We start from the raw sequence: 21,572 nt of genomic DNA on the forward strand, positions 1-21,572 counted from the left end.
CTCGGAGCAGACGGCTTCGGCTTCTCCGACACCCGCCAAGCCGCACGCCGCTACTTCAAAAACGACACCCACTCCATCGTCACCAAAACCCTGCAACTCCTCGCCGCCAACGGCGAAGTCGCAGCTGACGCAGTGGAAACGGCCATCGGAAAGTACCGGCTCCTGGATGTCAACGCCGGCACCACCGGCGGGGCAGGCGGCGACGCCTAGCCCAGGATGGGCCACAGCCCACCCAGCACCAACCGCACGGCGGCTTTCACCGAAAGGTGGGGGCCGCCGTCGGGCTTTAACACAGCAGTGCCACACCGCCGCGGTGACCGGCGCAAGTTGTAGCCTTCGCACAAATGGAGCTTGCCCGGGATGCGCCGTATGCTCATTCCATGGCAGAGCCCACCAAGACCACAACCAAGCGCAAGGCAGCAGCAGCGGCAGTGTCGCCGGAAAAGGCCGAAACGCTGCGGCAACTCCGCGCCAACGTGGGGCAATTGTCCACCACTACCATGCGGCAGCTCGAGAAATCGCTCCCGTGGTACAGCCGCTTGAGCTCGGATGAGCGTTCAGCTCTTGGCCTCGTGGCCCAGAACGGCATCGCCGCGTTCGTGACCTGGTACGAGCGGCCCAGTTCGCCGTCCTGGATCCTCACTGACGTTTTTGGCAACGCACCCACCGAACTGACGCGGTCCATCAGCCTTCAAAAAGCCCTGCAGTTGATCCGCATCGTGGTGGAAGTCGTGGAGGACCAGGTACCGGTCATCGCACCGGAACCGGACCAGCCCTCCCTTCGCGAAGCAGTGCTGCGCTACTCGCGCGAAGTCGCGTTCGCCGCCGCGGACGTCTACGCCCGCGCCGCGGAATCCCGCGGGTCCTGGGACACCCGCTTGGAAGCCCTGATTGTGGACGCCATCCTTCGCGGCGAAAACACCGACGCCCTGCGTTCCCGGATCGCCGCCCTCGGCTGGAAAGCGCAGGAGCGCTTCACCGTGATGGTGGGGAACTCGCCGTCGGAACCCAGCGCCAGCTACGTCAGCGAGCTCCGCCGCACGGCCGGGCGCTTCGCGGAAGACGCGTTGGTGGGCATCCAAGGCGACCGACTGATCCTGATCCTTGGCGGGGTCCAGGACCGTGACACCGCCTACGTCAAACTCAGTGAACTTTTCGCCCCCGGTGCAGTGGTCTATGGCCCGGAAGCGGGATCGTTGCTGGAGGCCAGCAGCTCTGCCCAGGCGGCTTTCGCGGGCCTCACCGCTGCCCGGGCGTGGCCCTCGGCGCCGAGGCCGGTAGCGGCGGATGATCTCCTCCCGGAGCGGGTTGTTTCCGGTGACGATGCCGCCAGGCGCTCACTGATCAAAAACATCTACCGCCCCCTCCTCGCCGCTTCCAACGGGCTGGTGGAAACCCTCGGCACATACCTTGAGCTGGGCCATTCACTGGAAGCCACCGCCCGCGAATTGTTCGTCCATGCCAACACCGTGCGCTACCGTTTGAAGCGTGTCTGCGACGTGACGGGCTGGGATCCGCTGCTTCCCAGGGAGGCATTCGTGCTACAAACAGCCCTGGTGGTTGGCCGGCTTTCGGCCCAACCGAAGGCTGCACCCGAGCGTCACGCATCGCGTTCACAGAACTGAACCGTTGTAGACTTCCTACAAACTGACCCAGTGAGCTTGGTGTACCGAAACACCAGTGGATCACGTGGCAATTTGGAAAGCTGGATACGTGCTTGCAATCGTCTGCCCTGGACAGGGCTCCCAGACCCCAGGATTTCTGGCCCCTTGGCTGGAACTCCCCTCCGTTGAAGGCCAGTTGGCCGCCCTGAGCGAGATCGCAGGCATCGACCTCAAGGCCCACGGAACCACCTCCGATGAAGAGACCATCAAGGACACCGCAGTGGCGCAGCCACTGATCGTCGCTGCAGGTTTGGTCGCCGCGAAGTCGTTGTTCGACGTCGAACTCAGCACCCTTCCGGTCATCCTCGCCGGGCACTCCGTTGGCGAAATCACTGCCTCCGCCCTGGCCGGTGTCCTCACCGAAGAGGAAGCCATGACTTTCGTCCGCGAACGTGCCAACAGCATGGCGGCCGCCGCGGCAGTCACCCCCACCGGCATGAGCGCCGTAGTGGGCGGCGACCCTGCAGACGTCCTCGCCGCAATCGAAGCCTCCGGCGCAACGCCTGCCAACGTCAACGGCGCAGGCCAGACCGTCGCCGCGGGTACCTTTGAACAGCTCAAAGCCCTCGCGGATAATCCGCCCGCGAAGGCCCGCGTCATTCCCCTGAAGGTCGCTGGCGCCTTCCACACCTCGCATATGGCTCCCGCGGTCAGTGCGCTGGAAGCCCTTAAACCATCGCTGTCCCCGCAGGACCCCTCGGTTCCCCTGCTGTCCAACTACGACGGCAAGGAAGTAACCGCAGGTTCGGCGGCCGTCGAAAGCCTTATCGCCCAGGTTTCCCGGCCGGTCCGGTGGGACCTCTGCATGGAGAACCTGGTTGAACGGGGCGTCACGGGCGTCATCGAACTGGCTCCGGCCGGTACCCTTGCAGGCCTCGCCAAACGCGGCATGCCCGGCGTCAAGACCGTGGCCGTCAAGACCCCCGAAGACCTGTCCGCGGCATTGGCACTGTTCGCTGAATTGGAGGGAGAGGCATGAGCACGCCCGTACTGAAGCAGGCTCCCGTCCAGGAGAACACCCGGATCCTGGGCATCGGCGCCTACCGGCCGGATGTCATTGTCACCAACGAGGACGTCTGCCAGTGGATCGATTCCTCCGACGAATGGATCCGCCAGCGCACCGGCATCATTACGCGCCACCGGGCGGCCGAAGGCGTCAGCGTCATCGACATGGCTGAAGGCGCCGCCCGCGAAGCACTCGCCCAGGCCGGCATCGAACCGTCCCAGCTGGGTGCGGTCATTGTCTCCACCGTCACCCACCCCTACGCCACGCCTTCAGCTGCCGCTGCGCTCACCGACCGATTGGGCGCGACGCCGGCACCCGCCTTCGACATCTCAGCCGCCTGCGCGGGTTACTGCTATGGCGTTGCCCAGGCAGACGCACTGGTCCGCTCGGGTGCAGCCACCTACGTCCTGGTGGTTGGCGCGGAGAAGCTCTCCGATGTGATCGACAACCATGAACGCACCATCTCCTTCCTCCTGGGTGACGGCGCCGGCGCCGTCGTGGTCGGCCCCTCCGACACCCCCGGCATTGGACCCTCCGTGTGGGGCTCCGATGGAAGCAAGTGGGACGCCATTGGTATGACCCACTCCCTGGAGGATGTCAAGAAGCTGGGCGAATCCGCCCGTCACTCCGACGAGATCGATGACCCGGCCATCCTTTCGGCCACCCAGGATGTTTGGCCGACACTTCGCCAGGACGGCCAAACGGTCTTCCGCTGGGCTGTGTGGGAGATGGCCAAAGTTGCGCAGCAGGCACTGGATGCTGCGGGCATCGAGGCGGACGATCTCGCCGCCTTCATTCCGCACCAGGCCAACATGCGCATCATCGACGAGATGGTCAAGAAGCTCAAGCTTCCGGAGACCGTCATGATCGGACGCGATATTGCCCAAGCAGGCAACACGTCCGCCGCGTCGATCCCCTTGGCCACCCACCGCCTGCTCCAGGAAAACCCTGGACTCAGCGGCGGCCTGGCTTTGCAGATCGGATTCGGCGCCGGCCTGGTCTTTGGCGCCCAGGTGGTCGTTCTGCCGTAATCCTGGACCGGCCCAATGCCCTCCAGCCAATTGAATATGACTTACAAACCCAAACCGTAACCGCGGTTTGACCCCCTTTCCGGCAGCAGCCGGCACAACAAGAAAAGGAGCCGATCATGGCTAGCAACGAAGAAATCCTGGCCGGCCTGGCTGAAATCGTCAACGAAGAGACCGGCCTCGCCACCGAAGCCGTCGAACTGGACAAGTCCTTCACCGAGGACCTGGACATCGACTCCATCTCCATGATGACCATCGTGGTCAACGCCGAAGAAAAGTTCGGCGTCCGCATCCCCGACGAAGAGGTCAAGAACCTCAAGACCGTCGGCGACGCCGTGAGCTTCATCGCCAACGCACAGGCCTAGTCCTGATACCAGCTGTGCCGGGCCAGGGTACGTCATCTTGCGCCCGGCACAGCCGCACTACCGCCCAAAGATTTTCAGCCGCCCCCGCACCAAGCTGCAGCCGGGTCGGCTCATCCGACAGAGAGTGATCGCATGGCACGCAAAGTAGTCATAACCGGTCTGGGGGCCACCACTCCCATCGGCGGCGACGTTCCCACAATGTGGCAGAACGCGCTGAAAGGGGTCTCCGGTGCCCACACGCTCGGGGACGAGTGGGTTTCCAAGTACGACCTCCCGGTCCACTTTGCTGCCAGGTGCTCGACGCCGGCCCTGGAAGTCCTCAGCCGCGTCGAAGCCAAGCGCATGGACCCCTCCACGCAATTCGGCGTCATTGCCGCCCGCGAAGCCTGGGCTGACGCAGGGATCGACGACATCGACCACGACCGCCTCGCTGTCGCTTTCGCCACCGGAATCGGTGGCGTGTGGACCCTCCTGGATGCCTGGGACACCCTGAAGGAAAAAGGTCCCCGCAGGGTGCTGCCCATGACTGTCCCGATGTTGATGCCTAACGGCGTAGCCGCTGCTGTGAGCCTTGACCTTGGTGCGCGCGCTGGCGCCCACACCCCGGTTTCGGCGTGTGCTTCCGGAACCGAAGCCCTCCACCTCGGCCTGGACCTGATCCGTTCAGGCAAGGCAGATGTGGTCATGTGCGGTGGCGCGGAAGCGGCCATTCACCCGATGCCGCTGGCCGCCTTCTCCTCCATGCAGGCGCTTTCCCGCCGGAACGACGATCCCGAGCGGGCTTCCCGCCCCTACGACATCGACCGCGATGGCTTTGTCATGGGCGAAGGTGCCGGTGCTTTGGTACTGGAAGCCGAAGAGCACGCGATCGCCCGCGGCGCACGCATCTACGCAGAGCTTGCCGGAACCTCTGTCACGGCTGACGCCTACCACATCACCGCTCCCGACCCCGAAGGCCTGGGGGCCACCCGCGCCCTGAAAGCCGCCATGTTTGATGGCCGTATCCAGGCCGAAGACGTGGTCCACGTCAACGCGCACGCAACGTCCACTCCTGTCGGCGACAAGCCCGAGTACACGGCGCTGCGGGCGGCCCTTGGCACCCACGTTGATAATGTGGCCGTCTCGGCTACGAAGTCCCAAATGGGCCACCTCCTGGGCGCCTCTGGTGCCGTGGAAGCGGTCCTGACGGTCTTGGCTGTCTACGAGCGCAAGGCACCGGTAACCATCAACCTGGAGAACCAGGATCCGGAAATCCCGCTCGACGTCGTGACGTCAGTGCGTGACCTGCCCGCCGGCGACATCGTTGCCCTCAGCAACTCGTTCGGCTTCGGCGGCCACAACGCGGTTATCGCCGTGCGGAACGCCTAGCAGCCCCCGACGCGAAGCAGGGCCCCACCATTTTCGGTGGGGCCCTGCTTTTTGCTATGGGGTTGGGTGGAGGGCTGCCTAGCCCACTTGGTGCAACCAGCGCACGGGAGCACCCTCGGCCGCATGGCGGAACGGTTCCAGCTCTTCATCCCAGGCTTCGCCGAGGGCAAGGGAGAGCTCATGGTAAACCGCTGAGGGGTCACCTGCGCCGGACTCGTAGGCGTAGCGGATACGGTCCTCGGTGACCATGACGTTTCCGTGGACATCCGTGACTGCGTGGAAGATCCCAAGTTCAGGGGTGTGGGACCAACGGGCGCCGTCCACACCCTGGCTCGGTTCTTCGGTCACTTCATAACGCAGGTGTGCCCAGCCTCGAAGAGCGGACGCCAACTGGGCCCCGGTGCCGGGCTTGCCGGTCCAGGACAACTCAGCGCGGAACATTCCGGGCGCAGCCGGTTGCGGGGTCCACTCAAGATCGGTTCGCTTGTCAACGACCGATCCAATGGCCCACTCGACGTGCGGGCACAGCGCCGTTGGCGCCGAGTGCACGAACAGGACACCGCGGGTTGTTGCAACAGACATTCCATCCTCCATAGCTGTAGGTACGTCTTCCCCAACGACCTCTGCTGGATAGTGCTGTTGACCTTGCGATGACCCGTCAAGACCTTTGTGCAAGCTATTTATTTATCCGCAGCCATTCCCCAAACTGATGAATGCTTTTGCTCGATTCTGGCACAGATTCAACCCTCAACCATAAATTGAAGGTTCGCCCGTGGTGCTTTCATTTTGCCGTACACCTTCCTTTTCCGCCAGTGCAGGTAATGCGCCCGCGTCTGTGCCGGCATTTTGGCGTCATTCAAGCCCGCGGATGCGCCTGTTGATAACTCTTCCGCAGCCTGTCCACAGAGACGTGGGTGTAGATCTGGGTGGTGGCCAGGCTGCTGTGACCCAGGATTTCCTGGACTGCACGGAGGTCCGCCCCACCATCGAGCAGATGTGTGGCAGCACTGTGGCGCAGAGCGTGGGGTCCGGTGGCGGAGGTATCTCCCAGTGCCTTCAGGAGTGCGCCCACCACGCTCCTGACTTGGCGGGGATCCACCCGGTTCCCCCTGACGCCGAGGAACAGCGCAGGACCACTGCCTGACGTCACCACCTCAGGCCTGCCCTTGCGCAGCCAGTCATCGAGTGCCACGGCAGCCGGGACGCCGAAGGGAACCGTCCGCTCCTTGTTTCCCTTGCCCAGGACCCTGAGTGTGCGCCGGTCGGGATCGACATCATCGATGTCCAATCCCACCAGCTCGCCGACGCGTACGCCTGTTGCGTAGAGGAGTTCCACCATGGCGCGGTTGCGGACCGCCATGGGGCCTCCCTGGACGGCTGCCTCTCCGAGGTCACTGACCATCCTGGTGACTTGCTGTTCCTGCAGGACTCCGGGCAGTGTCTTGGCGCGTTTGGGGGCCTGGAGCCGCAGGGCAGGGTCCTTGGCAATGAGTTCCTCCCGCAGGGCCCACTTGGTGAAGGAACGTGCGGTGGCGGCGCGGCGCGCCAAGGTGGTCCGGGCCAGCCCGGACTCGCTTTGGGCACCAAGCCACCGCCTGAGCGTCCCCAGCTCCAGCTGTGGCAGTTCCGCCACCCCTTCCGAGGCCGCGAACCCCAGCAGGCTGTCGACGTCGGACAGGTACGCGCGGACGGTGTGCCCGGAGCGCGCCCGCTCCGCCCGCAAGTACCGTTCGAATCCTCCGGCGGCCTGCATCAAGGCTTCTGGCAAAGTTTCTCGGTCCACCCTCCAACTGTGCCAGACAGCGCCGTGTTTGAAGCGCAGGACAATGCCCTTCGCCGAGGCAGGTCACGCGCCCCGCGTCCGTTTCCAGGCGCCTCTCTCGCAGCCGGCCAAGCCCAGGAGTTCCAAACGCCCCAACCCGGCCCTGACTGCATCGGGACTGAGCCCGGCAACGACGGCGAGCTTCTCCACCGAGCTGCCTGAACGCAACGGCAGGGCGTCCAGGAGGATGAGATCCTCGAGCGACAAGCCGTCGTGTGGCTGGTTCGGCCCTTCTTTGTCCCCGGCCAACTGTTCGCCGCTCCGGCCGGACAGTTCGGCGATCTCGCCTACGTCCGTCACGCAAACGGCGCCGCCGTCGCGCAGCAGGCGATGGCAGCCTGCCGAATTGGCGCTGTGGATGGAGCCCGGGACTGCGGCCACCACTCGTCCAAGGGTTTCGGCATGGTGGGCGGTGTTCAGCGCTCCCGATCTCCACCGGGCTTCCACCACCACCGTGACCGAAGCCAAGGCGGCAATGATGCGGTTGCGTTGCAGGAACCTGTAGCGGGTGGGGGCCGAGCCCGGGGGCACTTCGGCCATCACGGCCCCCTGGTTGGCGACTGCCCTCAGGAGGTCCTCGTTGCCTGCCGGGTAGAAGCGGTCCACTCCCCCGGCCATGACGGCGATGGTGGGGATGGCCGCCGCCCCGCCATTAAGGGCCCCCCGGTGCGCATGGGCGTCGATCCCATACGCACCGCCCGAGACCACCGTGAAGCCCCGCTGGGCCAAGCCATAGGCGAGGTCTCCCGTCACCGCTGCACCATAGCTGGTGCTGTCCCGCGATCCCACCAACGCGATGCTCTGCCGTGCTGGAGCGACAGGCTCTTCCTGTCCCCGCCACCAAAGGCACAGCGGTTCCTGCAAACCGAGGTCCGCCAATTGACCGGGCCATAGCTCATCTCCGGGAACAACCACACGCCCGCCGAGCCGTTTCATGGTTTCCAGGTCACGTTCCGGTGCAAGATCCGCGACCCTGGGCGCCCATCGGCGCAGGCTCGCACCCAGTCCCGGCCACGAGGCCAGGTTCCCGTCCTGTGACAGCAATACCGTGACCTCACGCTCGACTGCAGCGCCCGCAGTCAGCTCACCGGTTGCGATACCCAGCGCGTCCAAGGCGCCTACGGCATGAACCAGTGCCAGTCCCACCGAATCCTGAGGCTCCATCAGGCGCGACAGCGCCGCCCTGGCAATCCGTTCCCTGTCCATGTTTCCCACTACGCCCAAGGCTTGCTTCCTTCCAGGAGTTTCCGCGTGATCAGGTTGTTGCATTCGTTTGCCGGAGGCCCAGGGCCTGTCCGATGTGGTCAGGGTGCGGCGAGTCGCTTTGGTCCAGGTCCGCGAGGGTCCAGGCCAGGCGGAGCACCCGGTCATAGCCCCGTGCTGTGAGAAGGCCACGTTCCAGGGCAGTATCGAGGACCCTGGTTGTTCCTGGACCCAGCCGCAGGTCACCCCGGAGGATGCGGCCGGGGACCTGGGAGTTGGTTTCGAAACCGAGGGGGCCGAGACGGCACGATTGGCGGTTCCTGGCCGCGGTCACGCGTCGGGCCACCACGCCGGTGGATTCCTCGCACCCCGTCTTTCCGAAATCGGCCAACGACACGCGTTCCACTTGCAGCTGGATGTCCACCCGGTCCAACAACGGTCCGGAGAGCCGGCCAAAGTAGCGTCGCCGCATCATCGCCGTACAACTGCACTCCATTCCCTTGCCTGAGGCCTTGCCGCACGGACACGGGTTGGCGGCCAGGACGAGCTGGAAACGGGCAGGATAAGCAGCCGTGCCGGCCGATCGGTGGATGACCAGTTCCCCACTCTCCAGCGGCTGCCGCAAGGCGTCCAGGACACGTCGTTCAAACTCCGGCGCCTCGTCAAGGAACAGGACGCCACGGTGGGCACGGGAGGCCGCTCCTGGCCGGGGAAGCCCGGAGCCTCCGCCAATGACGGCTGCCGGTGTGGCACTGTGGTGCGGGTTCACAAAAGGAGGCCGGCGGATCAGCCGGACCGCGGATGATCGGATGGCAGCGAGTGAATGGATGGCGGTGACCTCCATGGATGCCGTGTCAGACAAGTCCGGAAGCAGCCCGGGCAGCCGCTCCGCCAGCATGGTCTTTCCCGCACCCGGTGGACCCGTCAGCAGCATGTGGTGTCCGCCTGCCGCAGCAACCTCCAGTGCCCGGCGGGCTCCAGCCTGCCCCGCCACGTCCCGGAGGTCCGGTACCGGCTCTTCCAGGAACCCCTCGAATTCCGCGGTGTCGTCACCGGCGGGATCGTAGTCCAGGGCCAGGTTCTTGGGGTCCGCTCCGAAGTCGTAGGCCAGCCGTGCCAAGGTCTTGTACCCCCTGACGCTGGCACCCGGCACCAGCCTGGCCTCCGCGACGTTGGCTTCCGCAACCACGATCTCCGGAAAGCCTGCGTCAACGGCAGCCATGACGGCAGGGAGGATTCCACGGACAGGGCGCAGCCGTCCGTCCAGCCCCAGCTCCGCAATGAAAACCGTGCCACTGATGGAACGGATGTCCTCGGCTGCACGGAGGACGGCCATGGTGATGGCGAGGTCGAATCCCGATCCACGCTTCGGCAAGGAGGCCGGGATCAGGTTCGCCGTGATCTTCCGCCTGCTGAGGGGAATTCCGGAGTTCTGCGCGGCAGAACGTATCCGTTCCTTGGCTTCATTGAGGGAGGCGTCCGGCAGGCCGAGGATCACAAAAGCCGGGAGTGTCTGGCCGATGTCCGCCTCCACTTCGACGATGTACCCGTTAAGGCCCACCAAGGCTATGCCGTAGCTGCGTCCAACGGCCATCAGCCAACACCCTGGAGATGCTCAAGCTGCGGTTCGCCGGCGCCATCATGGATCACGCCCACAACATCGATCCGGCGTCCCAGAGAGGGGAGCCCATGCTCGCGCACCCACCGTGTTGCGAGCCGGTGCAGCCGCGCGAGTTTCTCCGGACCCACCGCTTCGAAAGGATGGCCATAGGCCAGGCTGCGCCGCGTTTTCACCTCCGCGACTACGAGGGTTTTCCCGTCCTGGGCAACAATGTCCACCTCACCCTCGGAGCACCGCCAATTGCGCTCCAGGACCTGCATGCCCTGGTCTTCAAGGAACGCGGCGGCCAGGGCCTCGCCTTCCCGGCCAAGAATGTCTTTTGCTCGCATGAGCACCACCTCCGCTTCCAGCATCGCGGCTGGTTTCCGGCGGAGGCAGGCTCAGTCCACGCTATGTGGGAAACGCTGGCAAGGCGGGTGGTGTGGAGGAATAGTGCAACGGCAAAGGCCTAGTTGCCGAGATCTCCCAGATCGCCATCCTTGGGCAGGGCAAGATCCTCATTGCGCGGGAGTTCCTCGACGTTGACGTCCTTGAACGTGATCACCCGGACGTTCTTCACGAAGCGTGCCGAGCGGTAGACATCCCACACCCAGGCATCCTGCAGCGTGAGGTCGAAGTACACTTCCCCGTCCGCGCTCCGGGCCTGAAGATCCACATGGTTGGCCAGGTAGAAGCGCCGCTCGGTTTCGACAACGTAGCTGAACAAGCCAACAACGTCCCGGTACTCGCGGTAGAGCTGGAGCTCCATGTCGGTTTCGTAGTTCTCAAGGTCTTCGGCGCTCATGGTTCCATCTTGCACCATTGGCCGGACGCAACGTGCCAGCCTGCGAAGCTGTGACGCGGGCAAAGCCGTGCCGGACCACAACGTCAGAGCTCGCCGGGTCCTGTCAGATGCCAGCTGGTCCGGTGGTACGGACTGGGTCCCTGCAAACGGATGATCTCGCGGTGGGCAGACGTGGCATAGCCCTTGTTTTCGTTCCAGCCGTACGCCGGTAGTTCAGCGTGGAGCTCAACCATGATGCGGTCCCGTGCCACCTTGGCCAGCACGCTGGCGGCGGCCACGCTCAGGCAACCCATGTCCGCCTTGACGCGCGTATGGACCGGGGCGTCACAGGCCGGCCCTTCCGGAGCGGCATCGAACAACGATGCCTGGACCGCCGGCGACAGCCAGTTGTGGCTGCCGTCGAGCAAAACCACATCCGGGGTGACGCCTCCGGCGAGTATCTCGAACCAGGCACGCGTGCCCGCCAGTCGAAGAGCTGCGATGATGCCGATCTGGTCGATTTCCTCTGACGAAGCATGCCCCACGGCGCTTGCAACGGCCCATTCCCGGACCAGCGGCTCCAAACGGTCCCTGTCCTCGGGCTTGAGGAGTTTACTGTCCCGCACGTCAGCGAGCAGGCCATGCTCTTCCAGGTTCACCACGGCGATCCCAACACTGACAGGGCCTGCCAGCGCACCCCTGCCGACCTCATCAACTCCGGCCAGCAGCCGGGCCCCCGACGCCAGGAACGACCGCTCCACGTCGAGCGTAGGGTAAACCGGGCCGGCCTTCTTGACGGGCTTGGCCTTTGCTTTGCCTGCCTTGGCCTTGGTTCGGCTTGGAGCGGTTGCCATCTACTTTCCTGACGCCCCGGCCGGCACATTCTTGAAGACGTCCGGATAGTTGTCCAGGACGGTCCATCGGTTGACGGGCCACGCGATCACTGTCGCCTTGCCTTCTACGTCCTCGATGTTGACGAACCCGCCGTTCATCTCCTGATGGCTCCGGGAGTCGGCTGAGTGGTTGCGGTTATCACCCATCACCCACACCTTGCCCTCGGGCACCACGATGTCGAACTGTTCGGGCCTGGGCGTCTCGGCAGGGTTGATGTAGGTCTCGTCCAACGGCACACCGTTGATGCTGAGCCTGCCCCCGGCATCGCAGCACGTCACGTGGTCTCCGGGAAGGCCAATCACGCGCTTCACCAGGTGCTGCTCGTTGTCGTCGGCCATCAGACCCACGAATTCCAGGCTGTCCCCCACCCAGTCCATGGGCCCGGCGGGTTTCTTTTCAGTAGGCGCCAGCCAACCCTGGGTGTCCTTGAAGACCACCACATCGCCGTGCTGGAGGTCGAAGGGGCCGGGCACCAACAAGTTGATGAAGATGCGGTCATTCACATCCAAGGTGCTTTCCATGGACTCGGAGGGGATGTAGAAGGCCCGGAAAAGGAAGGTCTTCAACAGGAACGACAGCACCAGGGCGATGGCCACTACCGTGACGATTTCCTTGAGCCAGACGAGGAAGACGTTGGGACGCGGCCCGGTCTCCTCTTCCGTGGTGGTCGCAGCGTCATCCTCTGGCACTGCCCCGTCATGAGGCACCGCATGCCCAGCCCCACCGGCACTGGCCGTTCCGTCCAAGAGCCGCGCGTCGTCGTCGTGCCTCTCGGGATTCTCTGGAACTCTGTCCGGCATTTACTGTCCGTTCTTCGATGGGTCGGCCTGCGCGGGGCGAGGCATCTCTGCAAATCTATCAAGAGGCCAGATGATCTGGACCGGACGCCCGATCACCCGGTCCATGGGGACCATTCCCCCGCCGGGAGCCCCAAGCAATCCGCGGGAATCCGCAGAGCGTGACCGGTGGTCGCCCATGAGCCAGAGGCGCCCCGCCGGAACAACCACATCGAATTTTTGCTTGCTGGGTTCGTCCCCCGGGTAAACATAGGGTTCCGCAAGTACCTGACCGTTCACTGTGAGCGCCCCCGAAGCGTCGCAGCACTGGACGTGGTCCCCGGGCACCCCAATGACCCTTTTGACGTAGGTGGTATCGCTGCCCGTGAGCCCGAACCATTGGCCGGCGGCATCCACGGCATCAACCAATGGCCCTTTGCCGCTGCTGAGGGGAGCAAACGAGCCCCGCCCGTCGAAAACCACCACGTCTCCGCGGGCGATCGGCTCGGAGTTGAACGCCGTGCGCGAGACCAGGATCCTGTCCCCGGTCTCCAGCAAAGGCTCCATGGACTCGGAGGGGATGTAGTAGACATCGATCCAGAGCGAGCGGACCAGTCCACTGATGGCGATGGCGAGAACCAGGGCCAGAACGACAAAACGCCAGCCCTGTCTCCGGGGCTGGCGTTCTGCTGTGTCCATGATTCGTATCCCTGGTGCGTTGCGGATTGCTCCGGAACCCCGGGCACGAATCCTGGACCCGTTGCGTAAGTTGGTGGACTTACTTGGCGAAGTCGCGCTTTTCCTTGATCTTCGCAGCCTTACCACGCAGTGCACGCATGTAGTAGAGCTTGGCGCGGCGGACGTCACCCTTGGTGACGACCTCGATCTTGTCGATGATCGGGGAGTGTACCGGGAAGGTACGCTCTACGCCGACACCGAAGGAAACCTTGCGTACGGTGAAGGTTTCGCGAACGCCGTCACCCTGGCGGCCCAGGACGAAGCCCTGGAATACCTGGACACGGGAGTTCTTGCCTTCAATGATGTTGACGTGAACCTTGAGGGTGTCGCCCGCGCGGAACTCCGGAACATCGCTGCGCAGCGAAGCTGCATCTACGCTATCGAGGATATGCATTAATCCACTCCTGGTGAACGCCACAGGTCATTCACTTTGGGTCACGGCGGACAAGCCCGGGGCACGGTGGCCCGTGGAAATTTCCGCCGAAGATTCATCGTGGCCGGCTTCGCCACTGATTGGCGTCGCCGGTTGTCCAACTGTTGGCCAAGCTCCCCCTGTGGCAGGCGCCAGCCCAGTAGACACAAGGGTTAATTCTGCCACATGCGGCAGAATCCGGCCAATCACCGGGTGGAATGCACGACGGCGGTCAGCGGCTTTCGTCCTCGTCAGCACCGCGGGCACGGAGGCGGCCATCCACGACGTCGTACCCCAGTTCCGCGAAGGCAGCGCGGTCGGCGCGGGGCAGGCCGGACGCGTCGAACTCCGCCAGGAGGTCCGGCCGGCGTTCAGCGGTACGGCGGTATTGCTCGTGCCGCCTCCACTGGGCGATCTTGCCGTGGTTTCCGCTCAGGAGAATCTCCGGGACATCGAGGTCCCGCCACGCGGAAGGCTTGGTGTACACCGGATATTCGAGAAGGCCGTCCGAGTGCGACTCTTCCACGAGCGACTCCGGGTTGCCCACTACCCCCGGCAGCAGCCGTCCGATCGCTTCAACCATGGCCAGCACGGCCACCTCGCCACCGTTGAGGACGTAGTCGCCCAGGCTGACGGGCCTGACGGTGAAATGGTCGCGGGACCAATCGATGACCCGCTCGTCGATTCCTTCGTACCGCCCGCACGCGAAGACAAGCTGCTCTTCCTCGGCAAGCTCATAGGCCAACGCCTGCGTGAACCGTTCCCCTGCGGGCGACGGCACAATGAGGACAGGCTTCGCAGCGCCACCCTGCGCTACGGATTCCAAGGCTTGCGCCCATGGTTCGGGCTTCATGACCATGCCCGCGCCACCACCATACGGGGTGTCGTCCACGGTGCGGTGGCGGTCTGTGGTGAACGAGCGGAGATCGTGCACGTTCAGCTCCAGGATGCCGTCCTGGCGGGCCTTCCCAATGAGGGAGAGTTCCAACGGAGCAAGGTACTCCGGGAAAATACTGACGACGTCGATCCTCATTCAGGAGACTCCCCGTTGGCTTCTCCTGCTGAATCGTCGTTGATCTCAAACAGGCCGGCCGGAGGGGTGATGAGGATGTAGCCTTCCTCAATGTTCACTTCGGGAACGATCTCGTCCACGAAGGGGATCAGGATTTCCTTGCCATCCTGGCCCTCCACTACCAGGAGGTCCTGCGCGGGCATGGTATTCAGCGCCGCTACCTTGCCTACGGCGTGGTTTCCCACCCGGGCCTGCAGGCCAACGAGTTCGTGCTCGTACCAGCCCTCTTCGGCGTCCTCGTCGAGGTCTTCGGTCTCGATGAAGAGCTTGGCGCCGCGGATGAGTTCGGCCGCGTTGCGGTCCGCAATCTCTTCGAAGCCGAGGAGCAGGATCTCCTTGTTCCAACGCGCGCTGCGGACGGTGAGCGGTCCTGAGGAAGCGGGCTCCACCAGGAATTCCGTGCCGGCCACAAAGCGTTCGGACGGAGCATCGGTCAGCACCTGGACTGTGACTTCGCCGCGGATGCCATGGGGTTTGCCGATCCGTGCCACCTGGAGCTGCATGGGTTCCTCTGAATTCTGGTTTGACCGCAGGCCGGATGGCTGCGGCAGCTGGATTGTTCGATAAAGCAATCCGGCCCCTCCACCATATTCGGTGAAGGGGCCGGACCTAAGGCAAATGATGCTGAGCGCGTTACCGGCGACGGTCGGTGTCGACGACGTCGACCCTGACCTGATCGCCACCAGCCAAAGCTGCAACCACCGTGCGCAAGGCACGGGCGGTGCGTCCCTGGCGGCCGATTACCCGGCCGAGGTCGTCCTGGTGAACGCGCACCTCGAGGGATTCCCCGCGGCGGTTGTTCTTGGCACTGACCTTGACGTCCTCAGGACTGTCAACGATCCCACGGACCAGGTGCTCGAGCGCTTCTGCCAGCAAGTTACTCAGCCTCGGTGGTCTCTGCTTCAGCCTCGGCCGGAGCCTCGGCTTCGTCCTTCTTGGCCTTCTTGGTGATGGCTTCCGGAATGATGACGGAACCCTTCTCCGGAGCCACGAAAGCTTCCTTCGGAGCCTTGGTCTTCAGGGTGCCTTCCTGGCCAGGCAGGCCCTTGAACTTCTGCCAGTCACCGGTGATCTTGAGGATCGCAGCAACCTGCTCAGTGGGCTGGGCGCCAACGGAAAGCCAGTACTGTGCACGCTCGGAGGCGACCTCGATGTACGACGGCTCTTCGGTGGGGTGGTACTTGCCGATTTCTTCAATGGCACGGCCATCGCGCTTGGCGCGGGCATCCATGACGACAATGCGGTAGTACGGTGCGCGCATCTTACCGAAGCGCTTAAGGCGAATCTTTACGGCCACTTTTGTGGTCACTCCTGTTTCTGAAACGAGGGTGAACCCGAGGTTCTGCACCCGTGGGGCGGGCCATACTAAGGGGTTCGAAGGACAAGATACGTGCACGGAGAGAGGGGCCGCACCGATCGAGTACCTGTCCATTGTGCCAGATGGGACGCGCAATTACGACTTGGCCGGTCCAGCCCGGTGTGCCGTTGCCCACCCACCGGCAACGGCACAAGGTGGTGAAAGGATCAGGCAACCGACCAGACGTAGAGTCCGGCCCGGTCCGCGTTCTCCACATCCGTGGCCAGCGCGGCGAGCTGCTGGACGTAGCCACGGGATGCGGTTGCGTCGAACGGCATGTCATCCTGCTCCGCCCAGGCGGCTGCGACGTCATCCAGGACATTGCCGTCGCCCTCGCTTTCATAAGTGAGGAGTTCGGCCAGCGCGCGCACCATGGCCTCGGGGACGCCCAGAAGCGCGTCGCTGGTGACGTCCACCAACGCCAGCTCGTAATCGGCGCCGGCTGCATGCACAGCCTGCCCGGCAAGATCGCCCAGTTGTTCAACTTCGAAATCAGTGATGCCATCGATCCGGACGGCGGACCCGGCGACGTCGGCGCCGCCTTCGAGGGCCGCGGCCCGCTTAAGTGCTTCGTCGTGGGTGGCTGCAAAAATTTCGGCAAAGCCCATGGGAACTACTCTCATTCCGTCATGCTGACAAGTCGCGGAAACGGACCCGCAGGCCCCCTTCCCGCCACTGCCCAGCCTAGTGCAGCAGGCACCCGACCGGCGCGACACGCCCTTAGCGGACGGCAACCCGCAAGTGGTTCCGCCAAGGGTCTTCGAAACGCAGTTCCTTCCCGGTGTGGTGGCTCTGCAGCCCGGCGACCTTGAGGCGGTCAGCCAGGGCCTGCACGTCGTCGTCTCCAGGGACTTCGATCAACACTTCACCGAGGCCCAGGGTGTCGCGGCGCGGTCCTGCGCCGCGGCTGTTCCACGCATTCATCGCCATGTGGTGGTGGTATCCGCCGGCCGAAACGAACAGCGCCTGGCCATGCCACCCGGCCGTCCGCTCGAAGCCGAGGGTGTCCACGTAGAACTTCTGCGCCGTGGCCACGTCACCCACCTGCAGGTGGACATGCCCGATCCCCGCGCCGGCCCGGGCCTGTCCGGTCACAGCCTCTTCACTCAGGTACTGCTGGAGGTAGGCCTGCGGCGGAAGCGCCACGTTATCCATCACCACGTTCTTCCCGTCCCACCGCCAGACCTCGCGGGGCTTGTCGTAGTACAGCTCGATGCCATTGCCTTCGGGATCGGTGAAATAGAAAGCTTCGCTCACCAAATGGTCCGCGCTGCCAACGAAGGCCCGCGGCTCGTACTGCGCGGCGGTCGCGATCGTGGCGGCCAAAGACGGCTGGTCTTCGAAGAGGATTGCCGTGTGGAAGAGGCCCGCCTCGCCCCGACCGGGGACCTGAAGGCCGGCAGCGGGGGCAAGGTGGACCACAGGCTTGCCCAAGCGGCCCAAATACACTCCGCCGTCCTGCTCCGCCACCACCTGGAGACCCAGGGCGCGCTGGTAGTAGTCGCTCATGACTTTCATGTCGCCGACCTTGAGCATCACCGTGCCCATGGTGAGTTCGGCAGGCAGCAGGTCCTGGGTGGATGAGGTGGTCATATGAAACTCCCGGTAATGAAGGTGGCCGCTGTTCGGCGCGTTCTACTTATCTAAATTACTTGAAGCTTCAATTTATTCCTAGCGGATCACCGTTCCACGCAACACCACACTCTTCAGCTTGTGGACTGTGGCCAGCTCCTGCCGCGGATCAGCAGCGCAAACCACGACGTCGGCACTCGCGCCTTCGCTGATGGCGTCGGCTCCCAGCCACTCACGGGCGCCCCAAGTGGCAGCGTTGAGCACAGCGGCAGGCGGCAGGCCGGCGTCGTGCAGTTCCTGCATTTCGTCCGCGATACGGCCGTGGTTGATGACGCTCCCGGCGTCCGTACCCGCGTAGATGGAGACTCCTGCTTCGAAGGCCTCCAGGACGCGTTCGCGGCGCCGCTCCCACAGGGCAGTCATGTGCTGCGCATAGTCGGGGAACTTGGGCCTTGCTTGTGCGGCGATGTCCGGAAAAGTAGCGATGTTCACCAGCGTGGGGACGATCGGCACCAGCTGCTCCACCAAACGGGGCACATGCCGCGGCAAGAGACCGGTAGCGTGCTCGATGCAGTCAATGCCGGCGTCGAGCATCTGGTCCACGGTGTCTTCGGCGAAGCAGTGCGCGGTCACGCGGGCCCCTTCGTCGTGCGCGGCAGCAATGGCATCCTTGACCACGGCAGCAGGAAATGACGGGGCTAGGTCTCCAACGCCACGGTCTATCCAGTCGCCCACCAGTTTGACCCAGCCATCGCCGGCGCGGGCTTCCTTGCGCACTGTCTCCACCAGCTCATCGGGCTCCACCTCGTGGCCCAGGCCTCGAAGATAGCGGCGGCTCCGCGCGATGTGCCGCCCTGCCCGGATGAGCCGCGGGAGATCATTGCGCTGCTGGGCCCAACGGGTATCGCTGGGTGAACCGGCGTCCCTGATCAGCAGCGTGCCGGCGGCGAGGTCGGTTTGCGCCTGGGCCAAGGTGGTCGCCTCGTCCACCGATCCGCCCGGGCCGAGGCCGATATGGCAGTGGGCGTCCACGAAACCAGGGAGGACCCAGCCATCCAGCACGGCGTCCGGCCGGGCCGCGGGCCGGATGAACGTCAGCAGGCCATCCACGGACCATAGCCCCCGGCGCTCGTCCTCGGCTCCGAGCAGCACGGGACCGGTGAATTCGATGATGTTCGCCATGGCAAAAGCCTAGTGCTCCCCCTCGAGCCACGCCCTGCCGGATGGCTTGTGACTGGGACCACCCGGGGAGCTGTGGTAGCTTCGTCTACGACCACACGGGGGCCCTTGCAGGGGCTGAGATCGGGCTGAGGCAGTCTGCGACCGTTGAACCTGTCCGGGTAATGCCGGCGAAGGAAGTGAGTAATCCTTGAGCACCACAGAAACACAGCACAGCCCTGCCCAAAACCAGTCTGCGACGGCAGAAGAGACGGTCACGCAGTCGCTGAAGTCCCATTCGCTGGCCTGGCTGGAAGATCCCCGCCACGGCATCCGCGTACCGGTCACCGAAATCGCGTTGGAACCATCGCCGAACGGCCAGGCCAACGCTCCCTTGCAGGTGTACCGCACCGCCGGGCCAGGCAGCGACCCGGTAGTGGGCCTGCGTCCTTTCCGGCAGCCCTGGATTGAAGAACGCAGGGACACGGAAAGCTACAGCGGCCGCGAACGCAACCTGCTCGACGACGGCAAGTCGGCTGTCCGCCGTGGGGCGGCCTCGGCGGAATGGAAGGGTGCCCAGCCCGTTCCCCTCCGCGCCATCGAAGGCAGGACCGTCACGCAAATGCACTATGCCAGGCAAGGCATCGTGACCCCGGAAATGCGCTTTGTGGCGCTGCGGGAAAACTGCGACGTCGAACTGGTTCGCAGCGAAGTAGCGGCCGGCCGCGCCATCATCCCGAATAACATCAACCACCCTGAGTCCGAGCCGATGATCATCGGCAAGGCGTTCCTGGTGAAGATCAACGCCAACATCGGCAATTCAGCCGTGACCAGCTCCATCGCCGAGGAAGTCGACAAGCTGCAGTGGGCCACCCAATGGGGCGCAGACACCGTCATGGACTTGTCCACCGGTGATGACATCCACACCACCCGCGAGTGGATCATCCGGAACTCCCCCGTTCCCATCGGCACCGTTCCCATCTACCAGGCGCTGGAGAAGGTCAACGGCGAAGCCAACAAACTCACCTGGGAGATCTTCCGTGACACGGTGATTGAGCAGTGCGAACAGGGCGTGGACTACATGACGATCCACGCGGGGGTCCTCCTTCGCTACGTTCCGCTGACGGCCAACCGGGTGACGGGAATCGTTTCGCGTGGCGGCTCCATCATGGCGGGCTGGTGCCTGGCCCACCACGAGGAGAACTTCCTCTACACCCACTTCGATGAGCTGTGCGAAATCTTCGCCAAGTACGATGTCGCGTTCTCGCTCGGTGACGGACTGCGTCCCGGTGCCACCGCCGACGCCAACGATGCCGCGCAGTTCGCCGAGTTGGACACCTTGGCCGAACTGACCCAGCGTGCATGGGAGTACGACGTCCAGGTCATGGTGGAAGGGCCGGGGCACATCCCGTTCCACCTGGTCCGGGAGAACGTGGAACGGCAGCAGGAATTGTGCAAGGGCGCCCCGTTCTACACCCTGGGACCCCTCGTGACGGACGTCGCGCCCGGCTACGACCACATCACCTCGGCCATTGGAGCCACGGAGATTGCCCGCTACGGCACGGCCATGCTGTGCTACGTGACTCCCAAGGAACACCTGGGCCTGCCCAACAAGGACGACGTCAAGACGGGTGTGATCACGTATAAGATCGCAGCCCATGCCGCGGACCTCGCCAAGGGACATCCCGGTGCGAACGAACGCGACGACGCCCTCTCCAAGGCGCGCTTCGAATTCCGTTGGCGGGACCAGTTCGCCTTGTCCCTGGACCCGGTAACCGCGGAATCCTTCCACGACGAGACGCTTCCGGCCGAACCGGCCAAGACGGCACACTTCTGCTCCATGTGCGGACCCAAGTTCTGCTCGATGCGCATCAGCCAGGACATCCGGGATGAATACGGTTCTGCCGAAGCCCAGGCAGCGATTGCGGACATGTACAGCGGCATGCGGGAAAAGAGCCAGGAGTTCCTCGCGGCAGGAGGCAAGGTCTACCTGCCCGAGCTGCAGGTGCCTGCAGGGTCAGGACGCGCGAACTGAGCTGGCCCGCCCAACCTCGGCGATGAACTTCCGGATGATCCGGTCTCCATCCGCCGAGTCCTGGGGCCGGTGCCCTCCAGCCGCCGCGCAGCGGAGGGCACCGGTTTCCTGCAGATAGGCTGCGATCTCCTCGTAGAGCGGTTCCCAACCGCCTGTGAGGACCAAGGTAGGTACTCCCGGAACGATGTGCAGTTGCGCTTCCCACGGGGGTGCCTGCAGTCGCAGCCTCCTGGCGGAACGCCTGGCCTCGGGTGTTTCCTGCCCGCCGGCCTCGGCGGAAAAAGCACGCCGGAAGTATTCGCGTTCGTAGTCGGCGTCGTTCAGTTGGTTCCGGACCTCGAAAAGCGGTTCCATGAGGGCACGGTGTGAAGCCGTGGCGGGCAACTCCGCTGTCAGGGACAGGCACGCAGGCTCAACAAGGACCAGGGAATGCACCAGGTCCGGGCGCTCCACCGCCGCAAGCATGGCGGAGATGGCGCCTTGCTCGTGTGCCACCACGTGCCCACCGCCGGAGCTGGCCAGCGAATCAAGCAGGATTGCGACGTCGGCAGCCACATCCGATTCCTCGGGTTCCGCCACGGGGTGGAACCCGTGGCGGCGCAGGAACAGGGCGTCGTAGTCCAAGGCCATGCCATGTTGCTTCGGCCACGCCGCCGCGCCGAAACTGCCCAATCCATGGACAAAAACTACGCGCTGCTTGTGCATTGGATCAGCCTAT

25 protein-coding genes and 1 riboswitch are annotated in these 21,572 nt (G+C 64.4%); of the genes, 7 read left to right on the forward strand and 18 right to left on the reverse strand.

Going from position 1 to position 21,572, the window contains the following annotated elements; genetic code table 11:
* The 6 genes from ACIQT2_RS02095 to ACIQT2_RS02120 form a co-directional block, all read left to right on the forward strand.
* A partial coding sequence (locus tag ACIQT2_RS02095) for a hypothetical protein (RefSeq protein ID WP_402943143.1) occupies nt 1-210 on the forward strand: 210 nt, incomplete at its 5' end.
* 170 nt (nt 211-380) lie between these two features.
* Nucleotides 381-1,625, forward strand: coding sequence for a PucR family transcriptional regulator (locus tag ACIQT2_RS02100; protein WP_400330559.1), 1,245 nt, complete (start codon nt 381-383; stop codon nt 1,623-1,625).
* Nucleotides 1,626-1,713: 88 nt separating this feature from the next.
* Complete coding sequence (locus tag ACIQT2_RS02105; RefSeq protein WP_402943146.1) at nt 1,714-2,643, forward strand: ACP S-malonyltransferase; 930 nt, start codon at nt 1,714-1,716, stop codon at nt 2,641-2,643.
* A complete protein-coding gene (locus ACIQT2_RS02110) occupies nt 2,640-3,701 on the forward strand; it encodes a beta-ketoacyl-ACP synthase III (protein WP_402943149.1) in 1,062 nt (353 codons plus the stop codon). Before ACIQT2_RS02105 ends, ACIQT2_RS02110 begins: the two co-directional genes overlap by 4 nt.
* A 116-nt stretch (nt 3,702-3,817) precedes the next feature.
* The gene (locus ACIQT2_RS02115; protein ID WP_011692310.1) at nt 3,818-4,063 is read left to right on the forward strand and encodes an acyl carrier protein; all 246 of its coding nucleotides are present in this window, start codon (nt 3,818-3,820) and stop codon (nt 4,061-4,063) included.
* 132 nt (nt 4,064-4,195) lie between these two features.
* The gene (locus ACIQT2_RS02120) at nt 4,196-5,431 is read left to right on the forward strand and encodes a beta-ketoacyl-[acyl-carrier-protein] synthase family protein (RefSeq protein ID WP_400330550.1); all 1,236 of its coding nucleotides are present in this window, start codon (nt 4,196-4,198) and stop codon (nt 5,429-5,431) included.
* A gap of 78 nt (nt 5,432-5,509) precedes the next feature.
* On the opposite strand, the gene ACIQT2_RS02125 is transcribed toward ACIQT2_RS02120, so the two are convergent.
* The 17 genes from ACIQT2_RS02125 to ACIQT2_RS02205 all read right to left on the reverse strand — a co-directional run bounded on the left by ACIQT2_RS02125 (nt 5,510) and on the right by ACIQT2_RS02205 (nt 18,843).
* The gene (locus tag ACIQT2_RS02125) at nt 5,510-6,013 is read right to left on the reverse strand and encodes a DUF3145 domain-containing protein (protein WP_397325874.1); all 504 of its coding nucleotides are present in this window, start codon (nt 6,011-6,013) and stop codon (nt 5,510-5,512) included.
* A 274-nt stretch (nt 6,014-6,287) separates the two neighbouring features.
* Nucleotides 6,288-7,184: a tyrosine recombinase XerC gene (locus ACIQT2_RS02130; protein WP_402943750.1), complete on the reverse strand. Its 897-nt coding sequence runs from the start codon at nt 7,182-7,184 to the stop codon at nt 6,288-6,290.
* Between the two features lie 93 nt (nt 7,185-7,277).
* Nucleotides 7,278-8,459, reverse strand: a complete 1,182-nt coding sequence (dprA, locus tag ACIQT2_RS02135; protein ID WP_402943752.1) for a DNA-processing protein DprA — start codon at nt 8,457-8,459, stop codon at nt 7,278-7,280.
* A 49-nt stretch (nt 8,460-8,508) separates the two neighbouring features.
* Nucleotides 8,509-10,050: a YifB family Mg chelatase-like AAA ATPase gene (locus tag ACIQT2_RS02140; RefSeq protein ID WP_402943152.1), complete on the reverse strand. Its 1,542-nt coding sequence runs from the start codon at nt 10,048-10,050 to the stop codon at nt 8,509-8,511.
* Nucleotides 10,050-10,415: a YraN family protein gene (locus tag ACIQT2_RS02145; protein ID WP_402943754.1), complete on the reverse strand. Its 366-nt coding sequence runs from the start codon at nt 10,413-10,415 to the stop codon at nt 10,050-10,052. The genes ACIQT2_RS02140 and ACIQT2_RS02145 overlap by 1 nt, the downstream gene beginning before the upstream one ends.
* Nucleotides 10,416-10,525: 110 nt before the next feature.
* Complete coding sequence (locus ACIQT2_RS02150; protein WP_021470793.1) at nt 10,526-10,861, reverse strand: DUF2469 domain-containing protein; 336 nt, start codon at nt 10,859-10,861, stop codon at nt 10,526-10,528.
* A gap of 83 nt (nt 10,862-10,944) precedes the next feature.
* The gene (locus ACIQT2_RS02155; protein WP_400330515.1) at nt 10,945-11,694 is read right to left on the reverse strand and encodes a ribonuclease HII; all 750 of its coding nucleotides are present in this window, start codon (nt 11,692-11,694) and stop codon (nt 10,945-10,947) included.
* Nucleotides 11,695-12,534 (reverse strand): signal peptidase I, encoded by an 840-nt coding sequence (gene lepB, locus ACIQT2_RS02160; RefSeq protein WP_402943156.1) that lies wholly within the window; start codon nt 12,532-12,534, stop codon nt 11,695-11,697.
* Nucleotides 12,535-13,209 (reverse strand): signal peptidase I, encoded by a 675-nt coding sequence (lepB, locus tag ACIQT2_RS02165; protein ID WP_402943159.1) that lies wholly within the window; start codon nt 13,207-13,209, stop codon nt 12,535-12,537.
* 79 nt (nt 13,210-13,288) lie between these two features.
* Complete coding sequence (gene rplS / locus ACIQT2_RS02170; protein ID WP_090818948.1) at nt 13,289-13,642, reverse strand: 50S ribosomal protein L19; 354 nt, start codon at nt 13,640-13,642, stop codon at nt 13,289-13,291.
* A 250-nt stretch (nt 13,643-13,892) separates the two neighbouring features.
* Nucleotides 13,893-14,693, reverse strand: a complete 801-nt coding sequence (trmD, locus tag ACIQT2_RS02175) for a tRNA (guanosine(37)-N1)-methyltransferase TrmD (RefSeq protein ID WP_402943162.1) — start codon at nt 14,691-14,693, stop codon at nt 13,893-13,895.
* Nucleotides 14,690-15,235: a ribosome maturation factor RimM gene (gene rimM, locus ACIQT2_RS02180; protein WP_400330505.1), complete on the reverse strand. Its 546-nt coding sequence runs from the start codon at nt 15,233-15,235 to the stop codon at nt 14,690-14,692. Before rimM ends, trmD begins: the two co-directional genes overlap by 4 nt.
* Nucleotides 15,236-15,365: 130 nt before the next feature.
* Nucleotides 15,366-15,608: an RNA-binding protein gene (locus ACIQT2_RS02185; protein WP_347107714.1), complete on the reverse strand. Its 243-nt coding sequence runs from the start codon at nt 15,606-15,608 to the stop codon at nt 15,366-15,368.
* 1 nt (nt 15,609) lies between these two features.
* Nucleotides 15,610-16,029: a 30S ribosomal protein S16 gene (gene rpsP / locus ACIQT2_RS02190; protein ID WP_017199647.1), complete on the reverse strand. Its 420-nt coding sequence runs from the start codon at nt 16,027-16,029 to the stop codon at nt 15,610-15,612.
* Between the two features lie 227 nt (nt 16,030-16,256).
* The gene (locus ACIQT2_RS02195; RefSeq protein ID WP_402943167.1) at nt 16,257-16,712 is read right to left on the reverse strand and encodes a hypothetical protein; all 456 of its coding nucleotides are present in this window, start codon (nt 16,710-16,712) and stop codon (nt 16,257-16,259) included.
* A 97-nt stretch (nt 16,713-16,809) separates the two neighbouring features.
* A complete protein-coding gene (locus ACIQT2_RS02200; protein WP_402943170.1) occupies nt 16,810-17,682 on the reverse strand; it encodes a VOC family protein in 873 nt (290 codons plus the stop codon).
* A 78-nt stretch (nt 17,683-17,760) separates the two neighbouring features.
* Nucleotides 17,761-18,843, reverse strand: coding sequence for an amidohydrolase family protein (locus ACIQT2_RS02205; RefSeq protein ID WP_402943172.1), 1,083 nt, complete (start codon nt 18,841-18,843; stop codon nt 17,761-17,763).
* An 85-nt stretch (nt 18,844-18,928) separates the two neighbouring features.
* Nucleotides 18,929-19,036, forward strand: a riboswitch (TPP riboswitch).
* Here ACIQT2_RS02205 and thiC point away from each other — a divergent pair.
* Entirely contained in the window at nt 19,031-20,854 is a 1,824-nt protein-coding gene (gene thiC / locus ACIQT2_RS02210) for a phosphomethylpyrimidine synthase ThiC (protein ID WP_402943175.1), read from the forward strand. It overlaps the preceding riboswitch by 6 nt.
* On the opposite strand, the gene ACIQT2_RS02215 is transcribed toward thiC, so the two are convergent.
* Nucleotides 20,837-21,559 carry an alpha/beta fold hydrolase gene (locus ACIQT2_RS02215; RefSeq protein WP_402943178.1) on the reverse strand — a complete coding sequence of 241 codons (723 nt, stop codon included), beginning with the start codon at nt 21,557-21,559 and terminating at the stop codon, nt 20,837-20,839. The two genes, thiC and ACIQT2_RS02215, sit on opposite strands and share 18 nt — an antisense overlap.
* Nucleotides 21,560-21,572 lie beyond the last annotated feature (13 nt).

The organism is Paenarthrobacter sp. NPDC090522, assembly GCF_044769225.1.
Lineage (GTDB): Bacteria > Actinomycetota > Actinomycetes > Actinomycetales > Micrococcaceae > Arthrobacter.